Source organism: Nitrosomonas sp. Nm132 (assembly GCF_900100485.1).
Taxonomy (GTDB): Bacteria; Pseudomonadota; Gammaproteobacteria; order Burkholderiales; family Nitrosomonadaceae; genus Nitrosomonas.
The window spans coordinates 1-25,672 of the sequence record NZ_FNDH01000038.1 but is presented as its reverse complement, the minus strand read 5'-3'; the positions used below and the strand labels follow the sequence as shown (position 1 = coordinate 25,672).

The following is a 25,672-nucleotide window of genomic DNA, read 5'->3' as shown; positions in this document are numbered from 1 at the left end:
AATTTATTGATGGCAGCTACGTTAAAGCGCATCAGCATAGTGCGGGAGCTGCCGGCAAGAAGCCGCAGGCCATCGGAAAAAGCCGTGCTGGCAACACTACGAAGATCCACCTTGCTGTTGATGGTTGTGGTTTGCCGGTTGAATTTGAAATTACCGGTGGAGATGTGAATGATTGCTCTGCGGCACCGGAGCTGATTGCCAAGTTACCTGATGCGCAGGCGATTGTAGCGGATAAGGGCTATGACAGTGAGTGCATACGTGAGCAGATCATAAAGAAAGGAGCCAGGGCCGTGATCCCAAGAAAGCGCAATTCGCTGAAGGGTAACGCAGATATGGATTGGGGCTTGTATAGGTACCGGCATTTGGTGGAAAACGCCTTTCCACGACTAAAGCAGTATCGGGCAATAGCAACACGATACGACAAACTCAAGAGAAATTACGAAAGTATGGTAGCTATCGCGTGTGGATACCTGTGGCTACCTATGTGAAATGTCAACAGACCCTAGGTAGATATACAAATTTTCAGCGGCTGCTTTGAGGCGTCTTAAGATTTTTTGTTTTATAGAAATCTTTGGGATGCCGAGTAAGTATGATGCTCCAATCCATTGTTGTTTTATTGAAACGAATACGCATGATCAAACTACTCTCTATCATCTTTTTTTTATTTTGGATCGTAACCGGTACTGAGTATAGCCAGGCGAAAGAACACGCTAGTCAACTCCAAGTAATCCAGACCAAGCTTGATACACTGAATAACGGTGAAGAAACGCCGCAAAAAAAGAAACTGAAAGAAATTTATCTCAATACCCAACAGGTATTGCTTGATCATCAGGAATACCTTAATAAAACCCAGTTCTATTCGCAGCAACTGAATAAATACCCACAACAGCTCGAAACACTTAGAAAGCAGAAGAATAAAGCTGTCCCTACTACAGCTGATGTCGCAGAATTTACAGGGTTATCCTTAAGCGAAATGGAGCAGCGATATGTCACTATTCAGGTGAAGTTATCAGAACTCCAAAATCAGCAGCAGAAACTGATCTCAGAAATTGCAATACTTCGCCAACGCGCCATTAATATTAGTGAAGAATTAGTGGCAACAAACAATGCACGCAAAGCTCTGGCAGAAAAATTACCTTCACCTTCGCTGACGGATGCTCCTGATGAAAAGATTATGGATGCGCTAAAGATTTTCCAGGAATATCAAAGTCAAGCGCTGACAGATAAGATTCGCATGCTGGAGCTGGAAGCATTAACACTCCCTAATGCCATTGAAATTGCCACCTTACAGGAAGAGCTCGTGCTAAGGCCAGAGATTCAAATACTGGTGCAGAAAGTCGAGTGGCTAACCAAGCAAATTAACCTGAAAAGGAAAACCGAGACAGAAGAGCTTGTTGAGAAGTCTGGACTGTTACTAGAAGAGGGCAAATGGCAGCATCCAGCACTACTCATGATGATTAAAGATAATGAAGAGCTCGCCGCTAAACTCAGTGATTATGCTGCGCGTGCAACTAAATTGATGGTGCAAAAAACACGTCATGAAAACCAGCTCAGTCTTATTACGAAGAACTACGTGACGCTCCAGCAAAGGCTGGAATTTGAAGAAGAAGATGATGCATTGGGAACAGAGATTAGAAAACAATTTAAGCAAATGCTGTCAAGGCCTAATATCAGGCAAACGCAAAAATTGTTGAGTAGTGCAAAACTGGAGTTGTTTCTGCTTGAGCAAGAAAAGCGAGAAATGATGAATGATAAGACTTATTTCAAAAGAATAACTGAAGGCCATGCTATCGATGAACAAGCCCTTTCTTATCAGGGTTTAACGAGAGCATTCCAGGAGCTTAAAAATTCCCGTTTGCATGTCATCAATCAATTTCTGGAAATATTGCATTCCTATATCAAGGAGCTAGAGCTTTATGCTTCAATTCAAAATCAACTGATTGAGAAAATCAGTCAGTATGAGCTTCTACTCAAAGAAAACTTGCTGATCACCCGCAGCGCTAAACCAATCGATTTACAAATAGCCGATATAACGGGTGATCTCAACGCTGCAATCGCCTGGTTCGTTTCCAGTAAGACGCAAACTACGCTGGTAAAAGTTATTAATAAAGTATGGCTGCCAGTTTTGGCTATTCTAGCTTTTTCTTTAATCACCGGAGTGATTTTTAGGCAGATTTATTGGCCTCGCTACTTGCAATGGGAAGAAATCGGTAAAGAAGCCTGGGGAAAAGTTAATCAAGATAAGGCGCGCTATCCTGTTGGCATGTTATTGTTTGTCATCATCCAATCTTTACTTGTTTTTTTGCCCTTCTTGCTGATCCAGCAAGTTTTGCAACACAGTATGAATACGGAAATGAGCCGTGCGCTTTCGCTTACTTTTTATGTCGCTGCCATCACAGTTTTTTTCTGGAATTTCCTACTTCAGATTTTTCGACCAGACGGTCTGCTCGTTAACCAGTTCCGGTGTCATGCGGATATGGTCGATAAAATGTACCGGGATATTAAATATTATACGCCGGCCATACTTATATTAAGTATCATCATTGCTTTTACAGATGCGCTTACGGACGATATCGTCCGTAACACTGTAGGAAGAATTGCTTTTATCCTGCTATGCATGCTACTGGCAATATTTGCTTTAGGCTGGATGGCTGTGACTCGTCCTGGAAAAATCCTCTATCAAGGAAAATGTTTTACTTTAATTCAGAATCCCAGGCTGTGGATGTCACTTCTTTTTGTGCAGCAGTTGTACATGATTGTCATGGCGGCATGGGGTTATTACTTCGCCGCCTTGTACCAGAGTATTCTGATTTTCCAGTCGGCTACACTGATAATATTTTGTAGTCTGGTTTTTTTTCTGGGCTACCGCAGTTTATTAATTACCCAACGTAGAATTGCTTTTAGAAGAGCAATTGCCAAGCGGGAAGAAATGCTTGCTCTACGCGCAACTGCAGGAAAAAGTGAAACTGAGTTTGTGGATGATAACTACATTGATATCAAATCAATCAGCAGACAATCGGCTACTTTATTAAAAATAAGTGTGTGGGGACTGTTGATTGGCGGTTTAAGTGTCATCTGGTTAGAAATGCTGCCTGCACTAGGGTTTCTTGAAAATATCGTTGTCTGGCGAACATCAGCAATGAGTGAGGGCGAAACGGTCGTACGCCTGATTACGCTAGAAACATTGCTGGTGGCGTTGATTATTCTGAGCCTGGTCATTGTGGCGGCCCATAATTTGCCGGGTACGCTGGAACTCCTGGTTCTCCAGCATTTATCCCTGAATACAGGTACCGGCTATGCCATTACCACGCTTCTCAGATATACCATTATCATTATTGGTGTGATGATTACATTCCAGATGCTCGGTATGGAATGGTCAAAAATCCAATGGCTCGTTGCCGCACTTAGCGTTGGACTGGGGTTTGGTCTACAGGAAATTGTGGCCAATTTCGTGTCAGGGCTGATTCTTCTATTTGAACGCCCCATTAGAATAGGCGATCTTGTCACATTGAACAATGTGACCGGTACAGTCAGCAAGATTAATATTCGTGCGACGACCCTGATTGATCCGGATCACAAAGAAGTCGTCGTACCCAATAAAACATTTATTACCCAGCAGTTGATAAATTGGACACTAAGTGATCAGATTACTCGTATCCAGATACCCGTGGGCATTGCTTATGGATCGGACTGTGATAAAGCTGAATCATTACTGTTAGAAGTTGCCCGGAATCATCCATCGGTTCTGCGTGACCCGGAACCTGTCGCCTTATTTCTGGGATTTGGTGCAAGTTCGTTAGATTTTGAGTTGAGAGTTTATGTGGGTCAGCTTTCGGACCGGTTGAACCTCACTCATGATTTAAATATGGAAATCAATCGTCGGTTTGCTGAAGAAGAAATTAACATCGCATTTCCGCAACTGGATGTCCATCTTCATCGGGCAAGTAAGGGAATATCTGAATAAGTCTGCGAGTGACTATAGAAAAAGGGGTGATCGGCGTTGAACTTTAGATAGATTATTTTGTCTTTGCTTGACTTGGCTTTTTTTATTACTCATAGTAAGAGTCTGCTACTAATGACACGGCCAGTGGAGTAATCAGACAGCTATACCTGCTTTTAATCCTCACTCATATTGATGAGAAGTATCAACCTGTATTTACTCACTATTTCCTGGCGCTGAATTACCTGGGAGTGCTGAGGTGTCGTGCTCGATGGATATTCTTTTTCGATAGGCAATGATGAGCCTATCTGGATATCGGGCTGATAAAAAAGGATATGAATGAAATCATATAGAGGAATTTATCAGTTTATACAGTATTTCCTGTGTCTTTGCATACCACTTATTCTATTGCTTGCCATTGTGCTATGGATCCTTTTTCGTACCCAAGAAGATGCAGCCATGGAGATCATGCAGGCGAACGAGCGACTGTCAATCCAGCTTGGCGAACGAACCATCGAAGCTAAATTGGGGATGTTACGGAATGATGCACTTTATCTCGCAGAACTTTCGTCACTGCAGCAATGGCTTGATACTGGCGATTCCGCAGCGCAATCACATCTTGCTGCAGATTTTCTAGCTTTCGCGCAGCACCGCCAGCTCTATGATCAGGTTCGTTTCCTGGACGAGCACGGGGAGGAAATGGTGCGTGTCGACCTGAATGAAGATCAGCCGATGGTCATGACAACGGAGCGGTTACAAAACAGGTCGGAGCGCTACTATGTGCAGAATACGCTTGCGCTGGATGAAAAAACTGTTCTCATATCGCCGTTTGATCTCAGTGTCGAGCAGGGTGTTATCAAACAACCGGTCAAACCAATAATACGTCTCAGCACACCGGTATTCGACAGCAAAAACCAGAAACGCGGTCTCATTGTCCTTAATTACCAGGGGAAGAGGTTACTGAATCATCTGCGCGAAATTTCTGAACAAAGCTTGGGCAACCTATGGTTGCTTAATGAAAAGGGATACTGGTTGCTCGGGCCACGCCCGGAAGCAGAATGGGGTTTTATGCACCCGGATCGACAAACATTGCGCTTTGATCATGAATTTGGTGAAGAGGTGTGGTTGTCCATTCTGTATGACTCTCAGGTTGGTCAATGGATGCATGAAAAGGGACTGTTTACCTACATTAAGGTTAACCCGGCAGAATCGTCAAATAGCAGAGGCAGCGAGCACTGGATTTTAGTTTCTCAAATATCCCCCTCAATTCTGGCTGCAAGTACTGCTGAGAATATCCGTAATCTAAGTTTCGCCTTTATTGCCCTCACTTTATTACTGTTACTGTTGAGTGGAGTCATCGCCTATTATGCGGTACGTCGCCGACAGGCTGAGAAGAGAGTGCAAGCCAGTGAAGCTCAATTTCGTAGATTACTTGAGTCAGCGCCAGAAGCCATCGTCATTGTTGACCAAAATGGCTGTATTGCCTTGATTAATGCACAGACTGAGAAATGGTTTGGTTATAGCCGTAACGAATTATTGGGTCAACCAGCGGATCAGCTCGTGCCAGAACGGTTTCGTAAGGAGCATCCCGTTGCTTGGGAGCAATATGTCGCTGAATCAATAGCGCAGCCGAAGAGAGCGGGATCGGAGCTATATGGGAAACGCAAGGGGGGGGGTGAATTTCCGATAGAAATCAGCTCGAGTCCATTCGAGACAGATCAGGGGCCGTTGGTTATCAGCATCATTCGTGACATTTCCGCACGTAAGCAAGCTGAAGAAGCGCGGCGGCGAGTGGAGACGCGTTATCATGAGCTGATCAGTAACTTGCCTATAGGCGTTTTTGTCAATCAGCCAGATACTTATGGTAGGTTTCTTGAAGTAAACCAGGCTATGGTCAGTATCTTTGAGGCAGAATCGGTCGAACAGCTTCTTACGCATCGCTTTAGTGAATCATATTGCGATCTTGCTGACCGTAAGGCTTTTATCAATAAAGTCACATCCCAGGGCTATGCAAAAAGTGAAGAGTTGCTGCTGAGGACTTTGAAAGGACGGGAGTTTTATGCTGCGTTAACTGTCGCGATGCGAAAAGATGAGGCCGGTGAAGTCTATTTCGACGGCGTCATAGAAGACATCAGCGCGCGCAAAGAGAACGAGCGCCAGATTCAGCGATTGAATGATAGTCTTAGAGCCCGCTCCAAGGAATTGGAAACGATTAACCATGAACTGGAAGCATTCAGCTATTCTGTTTCTCATGATTTACGTGCACCCTTGCGGGCTATGGATGGCTTCAGTCGCGCATTACTTGATGAGTATGCCGATCGCTTGGATGATAAGGGTCGCGATCGACTTCACCGGATACGGGCGGCTGCTCAGCGTATGGCAGAGCTCATCGATGATTTACTCAATTTGTCGCGCGTTAGTCGCACAGAGCTTAAATGGGAAGTAGTCAGCTTGACGCAGATCGCAAATAAAGTATTAGATACCCTGCGGCAGGAAGCGCCAGAGCGCGCTGTGCAGTGCTTGGTCCAGCCTGATTTGTTTGCTCATGGCGATACAAAATTATTGCGTATCATGATGGATAATCTGCTGGGTAATGCCTGGAAGTTTACCGCTCATCGTCAAGAGGCTTTCATTGAGGTGGGATGCAAGGTGAATGAAGAGAGAGTTATTTATTTTGTTCGAGATAATGGTGCCGGATTTGATATGACCTATGCGGATAAATTGTTTGGTGTTTTCCAACGTCTGCATGATGCCAATGAATTTCCGGGTACGGGCATCGGACTGGCAACGGTGCAGCGAGTGATTCATAAGCATGGTGGACACGTCTGGGCGGAAAGCACAATCAATCAGGGAGCGACTTTTTATTTCACATTAGAGGAGAGGAAATGAAATGAGCAATAGAGTAATAATGCTAGTTGAGGATAATCCGGATGATGCACTACTCACAATAGATGCGCTGGAAGCAAATCAAATTAATAATAAGGTAGTGATAGCGCGCAATGGCGTTGAGGCACTCGATTACTTGTTCGGACAGGGGGGGAAACGAAAAATCACCGATCTGCCGATACTTATGTTGCTAGATCTTAAACTGCCTAAGATAGATGGATTAGAAGTATTGCGTCGCATTCGTGCTGATGAGCATATACGTCTATTACCGACGGTGATCTTGACTTCGTCCAATGAAGATGAAGATCGAGTTAAAGCCTATTCCTTGGGTACCAATAGCTATGTACGCAAACCGGTGGATTTTGATGATTTTATCAAGATGGCTGGGCAGCTTGGGCTTTACTGGCTGGGATTGAATGAACCTCCCTATGGTCGGAGTATTTAGTTAGGCAGAGGAGACATTTATGTCAAGCATGCAGGAACATATGTCACCACTGCACTTCCTGTTTATTGAAGATGCGGAAAACGATGCTCTGTTGCTGGTGGATTACTTTCAGTCGGCAGGGCTTAAGTTTGATTGGCAGCGGGTGGATACTGAACAAGGTGTGATGGCGAAATTACAGGAGTCGTGGGATATCATCTTTTCGGACTATTCCATGCCTGGGTTTAGTGGCACTCGTGCGCTGGAAATCGTTCGTCAGCATGATCCTGATATTCCTTTTATTTTCATTTCTGGTGCCATCGGTGAAGATGTTGCGGTAGAAGCCATGAAGCGTGGCGCTCAAGATTATGTCATGAAGGGAAACCTTAGCCGTCTATTACCTACGGTAGATCGTGAGCTGCATGAAGCTCAGCAGCGCCGGAAGCATCGCCAAGCTGATCAGCTACTACGCAAGCTCTCTTTAGTGGTAACCCAGACAACAGACAGTGTTTTTATCACTGATCCCAAAGGGCGGATTGAATATGTCAATCCAGCTTTTGAGAAGCTAACGGGTTACAGCGCCGAAGAAATTCAAGGTAAAACGCCTGCCATTCTTCATTCTGGTACACATGATGACAATTTCTACGAGCAGCTATGGCAAACCATCAGTTGTGGAGAAGGTTATAAAGGAACCTTCATTAACCGACGCAAGAATGGAGAGCTGTTTTACGAGGAAGAGACCATTACTCCTTTAAAAGATGAGGAGGGAAACATCACTCATTTTGTCTCTACCGGTAGAGACATCACCGCTCGCGTGCAAATTGAAGAAGCGCAGGCTCGACTAACAGCAATACTGGATGCGACACCTGATCTGGTTGCTATTTTTGATCTGGAAGGCTATTTACGTTATTTGAATGAATCAGGGCGCCGTTTGCTCGGTCTGGATGTCGGAGAAGATATCAGTAGGTATTGCATGTGGGATCTATTCTTTACCGGTGCTGCACAGCAGCCAGTTTCTCAGATCCTTGCAGCAGTTCAGCAGCACGGTGTGTGGAATGGCGAAACCATTTTACGGACTACCAGAAATAAAGAGCTACCGATTTCCCAGGTAGTCCTTGGTCACGGGAAGGATGGAGATTGCGTTGAGTATTTATCAACCATTGCGCGAGATATCTCAGAACGGAAGCGTTTTGAGGCTGAGCTGGAGCACCAGGCTACCCACGATCGGCTGACCAATTTACCAAACCGTTCCTTATTAAGCGACCACTTTGCATCAGCAGTGAAATATGCACAGCGGCATGACAGTAGTGTCGGAGTGCTGTTTATAGATCTTGATAACTTCAAACGGATCAATGATAGCCTGGGACATGCAGCAGGCGATGTCCTGCTGCAGCAGATTGCTCAGCGTTTGCAAGGATGCATGCGAGCAAATGATACGGTTGCACGTTTGGGAGGGGATGAATTTATTATCCTAATCAGCGAGCTACATGACCCGGAAAATATACTGGATGTGCTGAATAAACTGCGTATTGCTTTTGAACATCCTGTGATTATCCAGGCCCATGAGGTCTATGTCACTTTTAGTATTGGTATCGCTCTCTATCCTCATAATGGTACCCGGCTAGAGGATTTGTTACGGCATGCAGACATTGCTATGTATCGGGCCAAGTCGAGCGGGACCAATCAATACTGTTTTTATGGTTCTGATATGGATGCCCGTGGCCATGAGTTGGTGTCGCTGGAAGCAGATTTACGCCAAGCCCTGGAACAAGGGGGATTTGCTCTGCATTATCAGCCACAGATAGATTTGCGAAGTGGTCGTGTTGCTGGGATAGGGGGATTGATTCGCTGGCAACACTCAGTACGTGGACTTGTGCCTCCAGCAGATTTTATTCCTCAGCTGGAGAAATCGGGGATGATCATCCCGGTCGGTGAATGGGTGTTGCGCCAGGCTTGTAGAGCGCATCGCAAGTGGCGTGAATTGGGATTCAATGACATGCGTATTTCCATCAATGTTTCTGCTGCACAATTTAGTGATGTGGATTTGCTCGACAAGATACAGCGCGCATTGCAGGATGAGCATATGCCCAAGCGAGCACTTGAACTGGAGATCACAGAGAATATCCTGATGCGAGATCCTGTCAGTGCAGCTGAAGTCCTGGAAGCAATTCATGCTCTGGGCGTCCGGGTCGCTATCGATGATTTTGGTACGGGTTATTCTTCATTAGCTTATTTGAAGCGTTTTCCGCTTGATGCACTGAAGATCGATCGGACATTTGTGCGTGACATCACTAACGATTCTGGTAATGCGGCTATCGTGGAGGCAGGCATTTCACTTGCGCATAAACTTGATCTCGAAGTGATTGCAGAAGGTGTAGAGACCAAGCAGCAGTTGGAATTTCTGCAAAAACACGATTGTGATTTGGTGCAAGGCTATTATTTTAGCCGGCCTCTGCCCATGCCTGAGCTCACTCAATTGTTTCATGGGAAATGATAGAAAATGGATTGGGTATGGGATACCACCTCCAGGCGATAATTTTCTTGAAATTATCGTATCTCAAGGCAATTTGAGAGACCCCAATAGCCACTCCGGGAAAATACCGAGTCCGATAACAAAGAAAATGGCAGTGATTACCACAGTAAATGTTCCCTGTGAGGGCGGTGTGATATCTAAGATGGTTTCTTGCTTACTATAAAGAACATTATTACCCGTAAGTAATAAAAAAAGCGAGCGCCGTGTTAATCGCTGCCTCGACAGCTGCGCCAAAGGCGGGTAGTTTGGCCATAAACCCAGTTATCGGCGGAAGACCGGCGAGAGCCATCAGGCAAATTCCCATAGCGATTCCCAGCATCGGATAACGACGCTACTGTCCATACAAGTAAAAATGTGGCTGACTGTCAACAGATTGCGTCGGGAGGAAATCATTGATGAAATCGAAATTATCCTGCTTAGTGCAGAGATATTATTTGATAATGATCAGCTATACGTGAAAACGATTTTTTAAGGGTGCTTCAGCTATGTCCATGCTCTCAATTAATCCCGCGACGGGGCAAATCATACAATCCTTTTCCACATGGCAAACTGATGCGATTGACACCGTCTTAAGTCAGGTTGAATCGGCTCAGACAGGTTGGGCGCTGCTCAGTTTTGAGCAGCGATCGGTTTATATGCGAAAACTAGCAGAGATTTTTCGTCAGCGCCGCGATCACTACGCCAATCTGATCAACGATGAAATGGGGAAATTACTGAAAGAAGCCAGGGCTGAGATCGACAAATGTGTACTGGGTTGTGAGCATTATGCTGCGTATGCTAAAACTTATCTGGCTGATGAAGATATTGCATCCGATGCCAGCCGTAGCCTCGTCATTTATCAGCCGCTAGGGACGCTGTTTTGTATCATGCCGTGGAATTTTCCTTTCTGGCAGCTGATACGCGCCGCAGCGCCCGCGATGATGGCGGGCAATACCGTGGTATTGAAACATGCTTCTAACGTGCCGCGCTGTGCGCTTGCGCTGGAAGAAGCGTTTCGCGAAGCGGGCTTCCCGGAAAATACGTTTCGCACATTGATGATCACGGCTGCACAAGCTGAAACGGTCATTGCCGATCCCCGTATCGCTGCCATCACCTTGACCGGTAGCAGCACGGCTGGACGCAGCGTGGCAGCGATTGCCGGTCAGCATTTGAAGAAATGCGTCCTTGAACTAGGTGGATCTGATCCCTTCATTGTGCTCGATGATGCAGATCTCGAATGCACCGTAGCCCAGGCAGTCACTGCCCGTTTCCAGAACATGGGGCAAAGCTGTATTGCCGCCAAACGCTTTATTCTTGTGGATGCCATCGCCGATTCATTCGTGCGGCACTTTAAAGCAGGGGTGGATCAATTACGCAGCGGTGATCCTAAAGCCGAATCCACCAGCATCGCACCGATGGCGCGCACTGATTTGCGGGATAGTCTGCATGCACAAGTCAAACGCAGCCTGGCCATGGGCGCCATACTTCTGACCGGCGGCGAATTTATCGGCGCACAAGGCGCTTATTACGCACCGACCATCCTGGATCACGTACGCCCCGGCATGCCTGCTTTCGATGAAGAATTGTTTGGTCCGGTAGCGGCATTGGTGCGTGTAAAAAATGCCGAGGAAGCGATTCAATTAGCCAATCACACTTCATTTGGTCTGGCTGGGAGCGTATGGACCCGCGACACGACGCGAGGTGAAGCGGTTGCTCGGCAAATTCAGGCTGGCTGTACTTTCGTCAATGGCGTCGTCAAAAGCGACCCACGTTTACCATTTGGCGGTATCAAAGAGTCCGGGTTTGGGAGGGAGCTGTGCTACCACGGCATTCGCGAGTTCGTGAATATTAAAACCGTGTGGGTGAGTTGATTTTGTAAGCCTTAGCCGCGCCAGGTATCTGGTACGGCTAAGATAGAGCCATATGACCGATCTGGATTTGCCCATTGTGCTATCCGTGCACCCTCATAAAATGGTGTCGCTGCTTTAGTCTGTTTCAAGCATGGATTACAGATACATTCGAGATATGGCCTTTTTAACCCGCATTGAAAATGATTCATGTACAGTAAGGTAAGTTATTATTTTTTTGTCATTGCAGGTTTTATTCTCGCAAGCTCCAGCGTCGTTGCCGAAACGCAATGCATGTTCGGTACAAAACAGGGAATTGGCGCGCTAGGCCGTATTGAGCCTCGCTCGAGGGTCATTAAAGTTTCCCATAATGCAGGTCCTGAAGGCGCCAAAGTTGAGCAGCTCTTTTTTCAGGAAGCAGATCGGGTTAAGGCAGGTGAAAAACTGGCGATCCTTTCGGACTATACTAAAAAGAAGGCTGAAGTTGAAGCAGCCAGAACCCGCATTAAAGTGTTGGAAGCCCAACGAGCTGTTGAGCAGGTCGCGCTAGCTTTTAATAAAAGGGAGTATCTTCGCTATCAGTCGCTTGAGCAAAGTTCTGCTGCCAGCGTTTCTCTTGCGGATGCCAAACGTCTGGCGTTTGAACAATCTGAGGCGAACCTGAAGCATTTGGCGGCTGAAATAGCCAATGCGCAATCCGAACAGAGAGTTTCAGAAGCAGCGCTGGAAAATACACTTATTTACGCCCCGATTACCGGTACTGTTTTAAAGATTCTTACTTGGCCGGGGGAGCGAATTGGTGATAATGCCCTTCTGGAAATAGCCGATTTAACCCGGCTCGATGTCGTTGCAGAAGTCTATGAATCGGATCTGCTCCGGGTCAAAGTGGGACAAAAGGGCTGTATCCATGCTCCCGGTTTCAAGCAGAGTTATCACGTCAAGGTCAGAGAATTGGGTTTCCTGGTCAAAAAGAATGACTTAAATGACACGGATCCATTGGCAGACAGGGATAATCGCATCATTGAGGTGCGCCTTACGCTTGAGGCTGAGGCAATCGCTGAGTTACAACATCAGATCTTTCGGCAGGTCTGGGTGCGGATTGCACCATGAATATCACTGCCTGGTTTTATTTTCCTGCACGCCTAGCCTGGCGGCAGTTGATTTTTGACCGAACCAAATTGATTGCGGCGACCTGCGGGGTGTTGTTCGCCTGTATGCTGGTGTTCATGCAATTGGGATTCAGGGATTCACTTTATGCCAGTGCGGCCTCTGCACCGATAAAGTTGAACGGTGACCTGTTCCTGGTGCACAAGCAAAGTGAGGCAATGTGGCGTTCGATTCCATTCAAGCGTAGCGAGCTTATGCGCGCTTTGGGGAATCCGGCCGTTGCCGAGGTTTATTCACTCTATTTGGCACTTGCGCCTTTCAAGAATATCGAAACCCAGGTCAAAAGAACGTTGATGGTATACGGCTTTGATCCCGATTCCATGATATTCGATATCGAAGATATTCAAAACAAGCGAATCGAATTGCGGCTCAAGGATACGGTGCTGTTTGACGAATATTCCCGCCCAGAATTCGGGCCGGTTCGCCCATTGCTGGAGGCGGGCCGCAATGGGACAGAAATTAATGATTATAAAGTGATCATTACTGGGCTTTTCCGTCTGGGGATATCTTTTGCCGCTGATGGCAATGTCGTCACGAGCGATTTGAATTTCATGCGTATTTTTCCAGAAAGAAGTCTCAGCAATATCGATGTGGGTGTCATCAGGCTTCATCCTGGCTCATCAGCAAAACAGACGCAAGCCGAACTGAGTGGTCAGTTGAATGAGTTCGTCAATATTCTTACCTACGAAGAGCTGCTGCAACATGAAAAAGATTACTGGGCAAATATGGCACCTATTGGTTTTATTTTTGGTTTTGGTACAGTGATGGGACTGGTAGTGGGCCTGGTGATCGTTTATCAGATTCTTTTCACGGACATCACCAATCATCGAAACGAGTTTGCAACGCTGAAAGCCATGGGCTATGAACATGGTTACTTTATTCGCGTCGTGTTTGCTTCAGCTTTTTTTCTGGCGTTACTGGGGTTTATTCCTGGTTATGTTCTTTCTGTCGGCTTATATCACCTGGCCGAGTCCCAAATATTCATGCCGATGCCGATGACCTTCAGCAAAGTTATAACCGTGTTTACGTTTATTCTTTCCATGTGCGCAATGGCAGGGTTTCTGGCAATACACAAATTGAAAGCTGCTAATCCAGCAGATATGTTCTGATGTCTGCCGTCATCAATGTTCATGACCTGAATTTCAGTTTTGGAAGCGGCGCTCTGACGCAACCGGTCCTGAAAAACGTCACGATTTCAATCTATAAAGGCGAGATCGTGCTGATGACCGGACCTTCCGGTTCCGGTAAAACGACTTTCCTAACCATTATCGGGGGCTTGCGCCAGGCATATCACGGTAGTGTAGTGGTGCTCGATCAGCAGCTGATTAACAGCAATGAACAGGTTAAGGTCAAGGTTCGCCAACAGATCGGCTATATTTTTCAGCAGCATAATTTACTTAAATCGCTCACTGCGCTGCAAAATGTTTGCATGACCTTGGAGATGCAAAACAGCATGACCGAGCAGCAACGACTTGACCGCGCAGCGGAAATGCTGAGAGCCGTAGGGCTTGGCGACCGGTTAAATTACAAACCAGATCAGCTTTCGGCCGGGCAGCGTCAACGTGTTTCGATTGCAAGGGCTTTGGTGGGGCGGCCTCAAATTGTCCTGGCTGATGAGCCGACGGCCTCTCTAGATAAACAAAGTGGTCATGAGGCGGTCGCTATCCTTAAACGATTGGCCAAGGAATCGCAGACCACCATCCTGCTGGTGACACATGACTATCGTATTCTGGATATTGCTGATCGCGTGGTGGAGTTGGAAGATGGCGTTATCAAAAATGCTTGATCAGACCACATATCAATCATGTGCCGCAATGATTGCCGCCTGTGTTGAATGATTGAAGTTACCTATGCGCTATGGCAGTTATTCGCAATTCTGCCCATATAACTTTTGAATCATGGACCAGGTTTGAGTAGAGCAACTTGCTTAACGAATTTGAGTTAATATATCCAATCTTTCTGATGTTTACCTGATTGGTGTCATTTCTGGCCATTACGTGCCTCGCCGCATCCATTATCAGCTATCAGGATATCTCGGTAATCAATTTACCCGCCAATTTTTAGGATAGTCATTACGCCATGTGTTTTTCAGCAGAAGCCAGTTTTGTTGCCAGTGGTGCGCTTGTGGCCGTTGGTGTGGGTGCAGTCAGGAAAGTCAGGGATAGAAAAGATATTTTCATCGCGTTCATTCCACTGATATTTGCGCTCCAGCAGCTGGCGGAAGGGGTGTTATGGATCGTCCTGGAGCATGGGGAAATGCCGCAGGCGCAATTATGGCTGGCCAATTTATACGGGATTTTTATTGGCGTGATATGGCCATTTTATGCACCATTTGCTATCCACCATGGCGAAACGGATAACCGGGCGAGAAAGGTCATGATATCTATGATAGTGGTGGGCTTGGGTCTAGCAGCCTATACCATCGCTGGTTTGATCAACGAGCCGATCCTGGTCTATATCGTCAATGACAACATGCGTTACGTGCATGAGGTTGAAGGCCAGCAATTTGTGCTTGTCATGTATTTATTTGCAACCTGTGTGCCATTCATCCTGTCAAGTGATCGAAGCTTGAACATCACGGGAGTCGTGATCTCGCTGGGCTTCTTTGTGGCATTTTATGCTTATAGGGAAACGTTTGCTTCCGTATGGTGCTTTTTTGCGGCTGTGGCCAGTGCATTGATCTATGTTTATATTGGTAATCAGAATAAAAAGTATGCAATGAGTGGGGTGACACAGAGTTAGCGATGCTGCTTGTTTGAATAGCGCAGCAGGATTTTGCGCAATTCTTCCAGAATCAGCATGACCAAAGCAAAGGGAATCGCGTATAACCAGACATCCAGGCTGATGGGCGCGGTACCGAACAGACTGTTGCCCCATGGGGTGTAAACAATCAACAGGATCAAGCCAATCTCTACTGCTACGCCCAGTAGCAGTAAGCGGTTGCCGAACCAGGCAAAGCGAAAGGCAGATTCTGTCGGATGGCGACAGATGAAAACATTCATGATCTGCATGACGATGATGGTCGACAGGCATGCGGTGGTGGCCTGCAAGTAAAGAGGATGATTGGCAGGCAGTATTTGTCCATATTGCCAGCCGCCATTATTCAGAACATAAAAGAACAGCGCCATGGCTGCTGCCGCTTCTATCATGCCTAGAAAAAGATAAGCGCGCACCAGTAAGGGCCAGTGAAGCAATCGCTCAGCGCGCGCGCGCGGTGGTTTTTGCATGACATCGTTGTGCGGTGTTTCCGCGCCAAGCGCCAGTGCCGGAAGGAGATCGGTACCCAGATCCACTGCAAGGATTTGCACGATAGTTAGCGGCAACGGAATCTTGAATAGCGCAAAAGCGAGATAGGGAACGAGCTCGGGCACATTCGAGGTGAGAATATAGGTCATGAATTTACGGATATTTTCAAAAACTGTCCGCCCTTCCTCAATGGCCGATACGATATGGGCAAAATTATCATCGAGCAAAATGATGTCGGCAGATTCCTTGGCGACATCCGTTCCAGAAATACCCATGCTGATGCCAATATCTGCGGCTTTCAACGCGGGCGCATCATTGACGCCATCACCGGTGACCGCAACGATTTCATCTTTTTTCTTCAGCGCTTGCACGATGCGCATTTTCTGATCGGCCCCCACCCGGGCAAAGATGATCTCCTTGGCATCCAGCGCCAGTTGCAACTGAATTTGTGACATGCGGCGTAGTTCATCACCCACGATGATCAGTGGGTTCTGTACCAGACCGATTTCCCTGGCGATCGCACGGGCGGTGTGGGGATGATCGCCCGTAACCATGATCACCTTGATGCCTGCGGAGCGGCACCGGGCAATGGCTGCGGGAACTTCTATCCGTGGAGGATCTTCTATCCCCACCAGACCACACAGCGTGAGTTTTTTTTCCAGATGCTCAACTTTAGTTTGCGGTGGACAGCAGCGAAAAGCCAGCGCAAGTACTCGCAGCCCCTGTTCTGCCATCTCTTCCTGCGCATCGAGCAGATGCTGCCGCTGGAGTTCATCCAGAGATTGTATTCCACCTTCCAGATAAATGTCTTGACAGAGAGGCAGGACCGTCTCCAGTGCCCCTTTGCAATACAGTCTGTCACCATCGGGTGTTCGGTATAACAGTGAGAGACGTTTGCGGTCGGTATCAAAAGGGATTTCGGCGATCTGCATGTGATCAGGGTAAGCGGTCATGACCATCTGTGCCAGTTCAAACAACGCGATTTCCATTGGATCACCCAGCAAAGTCTGTTTGCCGTGGCTTTCCCCTTGCTTGAGGTTGTGGCAATACCTGGCTACGGCTAATAACGGATGATCCTGCAAGCGATTAACCCTTCCAGGAAGGTAGAATTCCCCAGACAGAAACAGCTGCTTCACGGTCATGCGGTTTTGCGTCAGTGTGCCGGTTTTGTCTGTGCAAATGACTGTGGTGGAACCCAGCGCTTCCACCGCGGGGAGATGGCGCACCAATGCATTTTTTTTTGCCATACGCTGAGTGGCCATGGCTAATGCCAGCGTGACCGTTGGTAGCAATCCTTCTGGTACATTGGCGACGATAATGCCAATTGCAAAAATCAGGTTTGTCCAGAAAGGCAGTTCCAACCCCAGGCCGATCAAGAAAAACATGATGCCAAAGCATACTGACAGCATGGCAATAAGGCGGCTCAGCCGTACGATTTCCAACTGTAGCGGCGATAGGACGGCACTCGTTACCTGAGTCAAATGGGCAATTTTGCCAAACTCGCTGTGCATGCCTGTTGCGTAAACCAGCGCTTTGGCTTCACCAGAAACCATGACGGTGCCGGCAAGCAGCACATTGTGGCTGCTTTGTGCCTCATCTTCACTGGAGCGGCCAGTACTGCGTGCTCTGGAGAGTGATTCCCCGGTAATTGTGGCATTATTGACACGCACGCCAAAGGCCTCAAGCAAGCGGCAATCGGCCGGTACGATATCACCATCTGTCAGATGAATGACATCTCCCGGCACCAGTTCACTTGCTGGAATTTGTCTGATGGCACCATCACGCATGATTTTGACCTGAGGCGGCAGCAGATCGCGTAATGCTGCAACCGCTTCCTGCGCGCGATATTCCTGCCAGAACGAAAATACGCCATTGATGATGATCACGCCAATAATGGCATAGCCCAGCATTGCCATGCCCTGGCCTGGCGCATTCCACTCAGCAATGAAAGCCAGTATGGCGGCCAACCATAAGATTATCGCAAAGAAGTGGGTGAATTCTTGGATAAAGCTGGGCAGCAGGTGCTTTTTTTCGATTTCCTCTACGCGATTCGGGCCATACTCCCGCAACCGCCGTTGCGCCTCCTGCTCTGACAAGCCGTTGGCGCTGCTGCGTAAACTGGTATAGGCCTGCTCTTCAGTCAGTTGATGGATCTTCATGATGCCTGCCCCCGTTCGTTCTTTTAACGTGGTATGGGGAATACTCTGCCATTCTGTTACCCAAACGTCCAGTGATGAAAAGCAAATAGCGGAAAAAAACGTGTTTTTACTGAGTAGCGTGATGAAGCAGCAGAAGTTTTTTCATGATGAGAGCCATTCTATGCTGATCAGATTTTCAATCGGTTGCGACAATGATACATCGAAGAGAATTAACCCGAATATTTCATAAATTCGCGTGATGATCACGCAGGATTTTGATTAATAGGGAAGTTTTGAGAAGGAGGGGTATAGTGATTCATACACCCGACTGAGCAAAATCTTTCTTATTAATCAAAAGGCAAGTGAGGGCACGTGCCAATTTATGAAATATTCGGGTTAATACAAGCTGAATAAGCTGGAAAGGGAAAGTTTAACTATATCCACTTATTTTGTAGGACTACTTTGATAAATAGTGAGTCATCTCAGCGCCAGATCACAACTTGCCTGGCCGGTTTCTTTCGCTGTTGCAGCATTTGTGAAATCAGGTCATGATTGAATTTCAGGAACCTCCGCAGTGCTCGTCTGCTGCTGAGGTAATCGTGCCCGCCATAGCACTGCCAGCAGGCTTCCCAGCAGGGAGTGCATGACAGCGGAGACCGCGCCTACCACAGGTGCTAACGGCAGCAAAGGAAAAGTCTGTTTGGCCAATACGATGGCAAGCCCGGAATTTTGCATGCCGACTTCAATGGAAATCGTGCGGGCGCTCTGGGATTGATAACCCACGATGTGGGCAAAATAATAACCCAGCAGGAAACCGCCCCCGTGCAGCAAGGCCGCTGCCAGAATCAATTGCGAGCCATGATTCAGAATAGATTCTGCATTAGCGGCAAATACGGCTGCACAAACCATGCATACTCCGAGTACCGATAACAGTGGTGCAATCGGCATGATGCGTTGCACGAGCTGCGGTGCCCAGCGATTGAGCAGCACACCCAGGATGACTGGGATAATCACGACTTGCAGAGTTTGCTTGAACAGCATCCAGGTATCAACGGGTACCAGCGCACCAGCAAATAGTTGGGTCAGTAGCGGGGTAAGAATGATAGCTGCCATTGTGGAGCACACTGTCATCACCACCGAAAGCGCCACATCTGCCTTGGCAATATAGGTCACCAGATTTGAGGCTGTGCCGCCTGGACAGCAGCCGACCAGAATCAGGCCGACGGCAAAGTCAGGCGGCAGGTTGAGCGCATAAGCTATTCCCCATGACAGCAAGGGCATGATCGAATATTGCGCCACAAAGCCGACTGCTATCGCTTTCGGCATGCGTGCGATTCTGCGAAAGTCATCAAAGGTTAAAGTCAGCCCCATGCACAGCATGATAAAGGCCAGTATTAACACCATGACAGATCCCTGGTTGAGCGGAAGCAACCACTCTGGCCAGTATAGTGCCATGGCGCTCGTCAGTATCATCCAGAGTGGAAACAGCAGGGTAAGTTGTTGCAGCATAATGATTTGATGGATTAGTAATGGATTTCTGGCAGGCTGGAACGCGCAAATAAAAGTGTATAGTGCTGCCCGTAACGGCTGATCATACAACCAGCGTTCAAACCGGCGGCTCGCGCCATTTCCTGCAAGGTGGAAAGACATTCCGGGTAATCATAGTCCTGCACATGTGTACAGGCTTCTTCCAATTGATCCGGAGGTACCTTGATCCAGTTTTCACGCATGAATTTAAGATAACCTTCCAGGTAATTTTCCCTGCTTTGGTTTTCCTCACGTACGACATCTACCAGAATCAAACAGCCATTTTCTGATAAACAGTGCCCGACTGCACGAAAAAAGCGCGCCTTCTCTTCGGCCATGAGATGATGAACAGCAAACCCTGTAAAGATGACGTCCCAGGTTTTGTCGGTCGACTCGATTGCTGCCAGCAGATCGCCATGCGTCAGTGTGACCGGACCAGGAAATCCTGCCAGATAGCCATGTGCCTCAGCGAGCGCCGCTTCGGATAAATCCACTCCTTCATACAGTGAGGGAGGTGACTGCTTCAGGCAGGGTGTCAAATAGCGTGCATTACCACATCCTAGATCCAGCAAATGATATTGCCCGGAGTCATTGCGTAGCTTGAGGAGATCGCAAACCCCGCTATAGATTTCCTGGTGGAACATGTAATTATGCTCCGTGATCAAATTATACAATGACCAGGAGCGCGTGAAGATGGCAGTCGATTCAGCGGATGTCATGAGTATTCGTAATGAAAATGATGATAATGAGAAGAATAGAAATATATTTGTACTACTTTACAACAGCTAACCACTTCATAGGCGGCCGAGATTCAAATTCATTGCTTTTATGGATTGTTTAGTCACGTTAGCAATATTGTTTTCTTGCAATATATGTTATAAAGAAAACGCGTGCTGTTAAGTCTGAGGAAAGTATTAAACAGGCTGGCTCTTTTCTGGCAGTTGCAGAGTTGGATAGCACGATCAAGAGTGTTTTGACATTATTAATCTTAAACAAAATAAGGAGTAATGGTCATGAAAGCGATATCAACTATAATTGCAATTGGAATGTTAACATTTTTCTTAAGCACCCAGACCTTTGCATCAGATGCTGGCCATAAGGCGGAAGCATTGGAACATGCTGAGGAGGCCGTGAAGCATGGAAAAATGGGTCATGCCAAAGATGTCCTCGATCACGCCAAGGAAAGTCTGGAACATGCTAAAGCCGCGAGCGCATCGGGGGCTGATGCCCATATGGATGAGGCTATCAAGCATTTAGAAGAAGGTATCAAGCATGCTGAAATGGGTCATGCCGATGTGGCAACCAAGCATGTCGAAGAAGCCATGATTCATATGCGTGAATCTGGCGCCAAATCTCCTCATTAATCGTGGCAAAAAGCATGTGCCCCCAGCATGGCTGGGGGTTTAATAAAAGATGGGTATGCTTTCCCGCCATTCCTTGAATATAAAAATAAAATAATCCCTTAACCAGCTCATGTTAAAGACATCCATAAAGCATTTATCTTAGTTCGGCATAATCACGGTTACTTTTGTTTATGGGCGTGGCTATTGATCCAGTAGCATGCTGTTGTCGATGATAATTTCAGCTGGATAGGCGTAAGCTGCTCCATCCAGAGCGAGCAGTGCTACGATGATTGCTGTCACTTCGGGCTGATTAAACCGGCGTAATGAGGATAGTCGCTGATGAAATCCGTATGCGTACTTTTCTTCCCGATTCCATTTCCAAAACCAGTTCTCACATCGATATCAAAACGATATCAAAATGGTGCTCGGGCGCAGCGCGCGAGATCATTGAAGTCGATGGCAATAACGGCAAGGTTCGCCGAATAAGAAGCTGATGTTAACCCGAATATTTCATAAATTCGCGTGATGATCACGCAGGATTTTGATTAATAAGAAAGGTTTTGAGAAAGAGTGGTGTAGTGACTCGTACACCCGACTGAGCAAAATCTTTCTTATTAATCAAAAGACAAGTGAGGGCACGTGCCAATTTATGAAATATTCGGGATATCAATCATGTATCAGGTCTTTATCACGCTGACAACTTTTACCGCAGTGTTTGGCCTCATAGTCATAGGTGCTGGCGAGGTGCTCAGCCGGCCTGCTAACGGATCCGTCGGCGCTGCGCCTATCGAACTGCATGCTGAATCTGTTACCTTGCGCTTATCGAACGAATCGATCTCAGGGTGGCTTGCACGCGGTACACCGGGGTTGGGTATCGTTTTATTACTCCATGGTGTGCGTAGTGATCGACGCCAAATGCTTGGGCGTGCCAGATTTCTTTTTCAGGCGGGCTACTCGATTATGCTCATCGATCTTCCTGCTCACGGTGAAAGCGGCGGTGAGCGCATCACCTTCGGTTATCAGGAGGCTGAGGGAGTCAAGGCTGCCATGCGCTATCTGACAGAGACGTTTCCAGATGAAAAGATTGCGGTGATTGGCGTTTCGCTGGGCGCTGCATCGCTCGTGCTCTCGAAAGTGTCGCCTGCTCCCAGTGCCGTGGTGCTGGAATCGATGTACCTGACCATTGAAGAGGCGATCACTCGCAGACTCGAGAAACGGTTTGGTCCACTCGGTGGACTGTTTACGCCGTTATTTCTTTGGCAGCTCCCCCTCCGACTGGGCGTCACAGCAGACCAGCTTCGCCCTATCGCTAATCTTTCTGCATTATGTAGCCCGGTGCTCATCGTGTCAGGCGCAGAAGATCGGCATCCCACCGTAGCAGAGACGCAACGCCTGTTTGAATCAGCCAATCAACCAAAGGAGCTGTGGATCATCGAAGGTGCTGCCCATGTTAATCTCCATGAATATAATCCCGAAGAATATGAAGCCAAGGTGTCTGCTTTTTTGCACAAGTATCTTCGGGATGAAAGCTATGAAGTGAAATGACCTGATTCAGATTACTTGTAGAAGAATCATGCAACTAAATAATTAAAGTATCAATTTTACTATTCCTGAATTATAAGCATGCTGATCGCTTCTTTGCTCACTTAAGTTCGAACTAGCCCAGCTTATGGCCAGGTCAAATCCATTTGATGGAATTTCCGGAAAGTCTGGTGCTGCTTCATGGCAACACCGATTGCATGCAGATTTCCATCAATGGATCGCAGCCACTACCCTGGTAATACTGTAGTCATGGCACTTGATGGTACTGGATGACATAAAAGCAAGGATTTCCACCTGTCTGATAGCCTATATTTATTGTTTCTACCACCGTATTCGCCTGAGTTGAATCCACAGGAACATCTTTGAGACGAGCTGCGACAAACATATTTTCCCAACCGAGCATCCGGTTATCGATGCTCTTGAAAATTATTTAGTTACTGCGATCTCGAAAATACTCCGGCTCTAATCAATAGTATTACTGGATGGAATCGGGTTATTGAGGCAGTTTCCATTGCAAATGAGAATTTGGTTATAGCAATAGCGCCAGAGCATGATCCGCATTGATCAAGAAGACAAGAGTCGCATCGCATAATTGACGGCCTTCCTGCATCATAATTCTTTATGGCAGATACGATAATCATTGTGTCTCAAACGTGCATCTCGTTTCATTTTTCATAGTTCCTGCGAATACTCGCAGCGCTGTATCCCTTTTTCAGCTCGCTTCTAACGGGTAGCTACATCCCGCGTTTCTGATCACTTCTATTTCACGTAGTTCGGTTATTCAAATTATTTCTAATTGCAATGTTTTAATCTTCACGAATTTTTCACGAATGTCAACAAATTTTTCACAAACATCATGTTAAGTTAATAGTTGAGTAATTTACTTTGTTATTCGAACCGATGAATCGGGCTTTCAATCCAGATGTGCGCTTTGAGAGGAAGGTTATGTCAATACCAACGTTGCCCTTTGTTAGGTTTTATGACTCGCAGAGCGAAATGAGAAAGGAGGTGTTGATTGGTGACTAGCTCGAACGTTGTTTGGGGTGATCGGGAAAACTTGGCCCGGAAGACAATCACGAAAAGGATCATATATTATGTCAGCAGTAATTGATAAGGATAAACAAGTACAAAAAGAGGAAGCAAAGATTAGGCTAGTAAAGGATTCTACAAAAGAACTCCCGGAAACTTCTGTCGTTTTCGACAAGCACAAGGTAATGCATGATCTGAGGCACCGCCTGCCAAACCAGGCTCCGCTGAAAAACTTCATTCATCATAATACCTTGCACGCGTTTCAGGATCTCAAGTTCTATGATGGCATACGTCGTGCAAAAAGAATATTTGGCTACTTTCCCTCGCTGGCGCTGGGTGAATACAGGGCACTCTACGAGTCCCGACGTATTCGCAAGGATGTCCTGGAGAGAGTCATTACTGAGCGCAAAGGGGCCGAGCATCTTGATGAATGGATGCAAAAACTGCTTCACAAGAAATATGACGAATCCGTTACCCCTCGCGTAGGGCAACTCAGAAAAAACTGGAAGAGGAAATATCCGATCGATCTGGATTTGATGGTTCATCCACTTCTTTTCCGGATACTGTGCAGCTATCTTGATCAGGGGATTTCCGTCTGGAGTTTTCCCGTCGGACATAAAGGCTTTCTTGCTGCCCTGAGGGAAATGGAGGCAAAGAGTTTCACGAGTTTCTTCAAGACCAAAAGAGCCAAAGAATTGCTCGTTTCCGGAAATTGCGAGTTAAAAGATCTGCTGAAGCTCGTTGTGGGGGATGAATCGCTCTACGAACAGTATTTGTATGATCAGCAGTTTGCTCATCCCGGGTGGTCGGGCATGGTGGGCGCTATCGAGGAACAACCTGAATCCCTCCTCAATCCGAAGGAGATTACACTTCACGATCTGATCGTCTTCGAGCTCCTCATGGAAATTGACGCGCTGGACTCCTATTTCGGGGAAAGCTGGCAGCCTATCGGCAGTATTCTGGAGGAGAGGCCGGTTTCACTTTTCGACGATGTTCCTGAAACGGAAGTGGACGAGGCGTATTCACTCTGGCATGACGCTTTCGAATGGTCTTATTATGACCAGGTACTAACGGGTATTGCCCAGCAGGACAAGAGCTGGGAAAGGAAGATCGAGAACAAAAGCTTTCAGACTTTCTTTTGTATTGATGACCGGCTTACTTCGTTTCGTCGCTACCTCGAACAACTCGATCCAAATTGCGAAACCTTTACGACTGCAGGGTTTTTCAATGTGGAGCTGTATTATCAGCCGGAAAATGGAAAATTCTATACTAAATGCTGCCCCGCTCCCGTTTTCCCGAAATACTTGGTCAAAGAGGTGGGCAGCAACGGAAAGATAAAGAAAGAGGCTCATTTCTCGAAGTCGTCGCATTCCCTTTTTCAGGGTTGGCTGATTTCCCAAACTCTTGGATTCGTGTCTGCCCTCAGGTTGGCACTGAATGTCTTTAGGCCGTCCGATATGCCTGCTATGGCTTCCTCCTTTGCTCATATGAGCGAAGTTTCGGAGCTCACCATCGAAAATAAGAACCCGGAGGACAAGGAAAACGGATTACAGATCGGATTCACCATTCCGGAGATGATTCAGAGGGTGGAAGGTGTTCTGAACAGTACCTCGCTGAATGGCGTGGCAAAGACTTTTGCACCCATCGTCTACATCATCGGTCATGGCGCCACTAGCGTTAACAACCCCCACTATGCCGCTTACGATTGTGGAGCCTGTGGCGGTAGACCTGGTTCGGTCAATGCGAGAACCTTCTGCTATATGGCCAATCACCCCAAGGTCAGGGAAGGACTTGCTGCAAAAGGAATCATTATTCCACCGGAGACGCAATTCGTTCCGGGCCTGCACGATACCACGCGTGACGAGGTGGCGTTTTTCGATGAAAGCAAGCTCTCGCCGGAGAATGCGGCAATACACAAGAGAAATTCTCTGGTATTTACCGAAGCCCTGGATCTGCATGCGAAAGAGAGATCAAGAAGACTAGTACTCAGTCATTCTTGAAATGTCGGCTAAAGCTCCCCATACTCTCGAGCTTCAACGTAGAATGGAAGTGGGCCAATGGCAAAGAAATACAT

The 25,672-nt window shown here is 47.0% G+C and carries 18 protein-coding genes; 14 read left to right on the top strand and 4 right to left on the bottom strand.

Going from position 1 to position 25,672, the window contains the following annotated elements:
• From BLP80_RS11725 to BLP80_RS11705, 5 genes are all read left to right on the top strand, one after another.
• Positions 1-488, top strand: a 488-nt coding sequence (locus BLP80_RS11725; RefSeq protein ID WP_090543453.1) for an IS5 family transposase, incomplete at its 5' end; no start/stop codon positions are given.
• Positions 489-631: 143 nt separating this feature from the next.
• Positions 632-3,964, top strand: coding sequence for a mechanosensitive ion channel domain-containing protein (locus tag BLP80_RS11720; RefSeq protein WP_090543459.1), 3,333 nt, complete (start codon positions 632-634; stop codon positions 3,962-3,964).
• A gap of 315 nt (positions 3,965-4,279) precedes the next feature.
• Positions 4,280-6,829, top strand: coding sequence for a sensor histidine kinase (locus tag BLP80_RS11715; protein ID WP_090543451.1), 2,550 nt, complete (start codon positions 4,280-4,282; stop codon positions 6,827-6,829).
• A 1-nt stretch (position 6,830) separates the two neighbouring features.
• Positions 6,831-7,271 (top strand): response regulator, encoded by a 441-nt coding sequence (locus BLP80_RS11710; RefSeq protein WP_090543449.1) that lies wholly within the window; start codon positions 6,831-6,833, stop codon positions 7,269-7,271.
• A 19-nt stretch (positions 7,272-7,290) separates the two neighbouring features.
• Entirely contained in the window at positions 7,291-9,741 is a 2,451-nt protein-coding gene (locus tag BLP80_RS11705; protein ID WP_090543447.1) for an EAL domain-containing protein, read from the top strand.
• 211 nt (positions 9,742-9,952) lie between these two features.
• Here BLP80_RS11705 and BLP80_RS15270 read toward each other — a convergent pair whose 3' ends face one another.
• Positions 9,953-10,099, bottom strand: a complete 147-nt coding sequence (locus BLP80_RS15270) for a proton-conducting transporter transmembrane domain-containing protein (protein ID WP_143002284.1) — start codon at positions 10,097-10,099, stop codon at positions 9,953-9,955.
• A gap of 166 nt (positions 10,100-10,265) precedes the next feature.
• On the opposite strand from BLP80_RS15270, the gene BLP80_RS11700 reads away from it, so the two are divergent.
• The 5 genes from BLP80_RS11700 to BLP80_RS11680 all read left to right on the top strand — a co-directional run bounded on the left by BLP80_RS11700 (position 10,266) and on the right by BLP80_RS11680 (position 15,515).
• Positions 10,266-11,630 (top strand): NAD-dependent succinate-semialdehyde dehydrogenase, encoded by a 1,365-nt coding sequence (locus BLP80_RS11700; protein ID WP_090543445.1) that lies wholly within the window; start codon positions 10,266-10,268, stop codon positions 11,628-11,630.
• 186 nt (positions 11,631-11,816) lie between these two features.
• Positions 11,817-12,716 carry an efflux RND transporter periplasmic adaptor subunit gene (locus BLP80_RS11695; protein WP_090543443.1) on the top strand — a complete coding sequence of 300 codons (900 nt, stop codon included), beginning with the start codon at positions 11,817-11,819 and terminating at the stop codon, positions 12,714-12,716.
• Positions 12,713-13,882 carry an ABC transporter permease DevC gene (devC, locus tag BLP80_RS11690; RefSeq protein WP_256325074.1) on the top strand — a complete coding sequence of 390 codons (1,170 nt, stop codon included), beginning with the start codon at positions 12,713-12,715 and terminating at the stop codon, positions 13,880-13,882. The genes BLP80_RS11695 and devC overlap by 4 nt, the downstream gene beginning before the upstream one ends.
• Positions 13,882-14,559, top strand: a complete 678-nt coding sequence (locus tag BLP80_RS11685) for an ATP-binding cassette domain-containing protein (RefSeq protein WP_090543441.1) — start codon at positions 13,882-13,884, stop codon at positions 14,557-14,559. The genes devC and BLP80_RS11685 overlap by 1 nt, the downstream gene beginning before the upstream one ends.
• Before the next feature lie 293 nt (positions 14,560-14,852).
• On the top strand, positions 14,853-15,515 hold the full coding sequence (locus tag BLP80_RS11680; RefSeq protein WP_090543440.1) for a DUF6629 family protein: 663 nt from the start codon (positions 14,853-14,855) through the stop codon (positions 15,513-15,515).
• Here the strand turns inward: BLP80_RS11680 and BLP80_RS11675 are convergent.
• The 3 genes from BLP80_RS11675 to BLP80_RS11660 form a co-directional block, all read right to left on the bottom strand.
• Complete coding sequence (locus BLP80_RS11675; protein WP_090543439.1) at positions 15,512-18,178, bottom strand: cation-translocating P-type ATPase; 2,667 nt, start codon at positions 18,176-18,178, stop codon at positions 15,512-15,514. The genes BLP80_RS11680 and BLP80_RS11675 overlap by 4 nt on opposite strands.
• A gap of 525 nt (positions 18,179-18,703) precedes the next feature.
• Positions 18,704-19,630, bottom strand: coding sequence for a bile acid:sodium symporter family protein (locus BLP80_RS11665; RefSeq protein WP_256325075.1), 927 nt, complete (start codon positions 19,628-19,630; stop codon positions 18,704-18,706).
• Positions 19,631-19,680: 50 nt separating this feature from the next.
• On the bottom strand, positions 19,681-20,403 hold the full coding sequence (locus BLP80_RS11660) for a class I SAM-dependent methyltransferase (protein WP_090543432.1): 723 nt from the start codon (positions 20,401-20,403) through the stop codon (positions 19,681-19,683).
• Between the two features lie 294 nt (positions 20,404-20,697).
• On the opposite strand from BLP80_RS11660, the gene smbP reads away from it, so the two are divergent.
• From smbP to BLP80_RS11645, 4 genes are all read left to right on the top strand, one after another.
• A complete protein-coding gene (smbP, locus tag BLP80_RS11655; protein ID WP_090543430.1) occupies positions 20,698-21,048 on the top strand; it encodes a small metal-binding protein SmbP in 351 nt (116 codons plus the stop codon).
• Between the two features lie 302 nt (positions 21,049-21,350).
• Positions 21,351-21,521, top strand: a complete 171-nt coding sequence (locus tag BLP80_RS15725; RefSeq protein WP_176754361.1) for a hypothetical protein — start codon at positions 21,351-21,353, stop codon at positions 21,519-21,521.
• A 178-nt stretch (positions 21,522-21,699) separates the two neighbouring features.
• On the top strand, positions 21,700-22,572 hold the full coding sequence (locus tag BLP80_RS11650) for an alpha/beta hydrolase (protein WP_090543427.1): 873 nt from the start codon (positions 21,700-21,702) through the stop codon (positions 22,570-22,572).
• A 1,091-nt stretch (positions 22,573-23,663) separates the two neighbouring features.
• Positions 23,664-25,598, top strand: coding sequence for a putative inorganic carbon transporter subunit DabA (locus BLP80_RS11645; protein WP_256325073.1), 1,935 nt, complete (start codon positions 23,664-23,666; stop codon positions 25,596-25,598).
• Positions 25,599-25,672 lie beyond the last annotated feature (74 nt).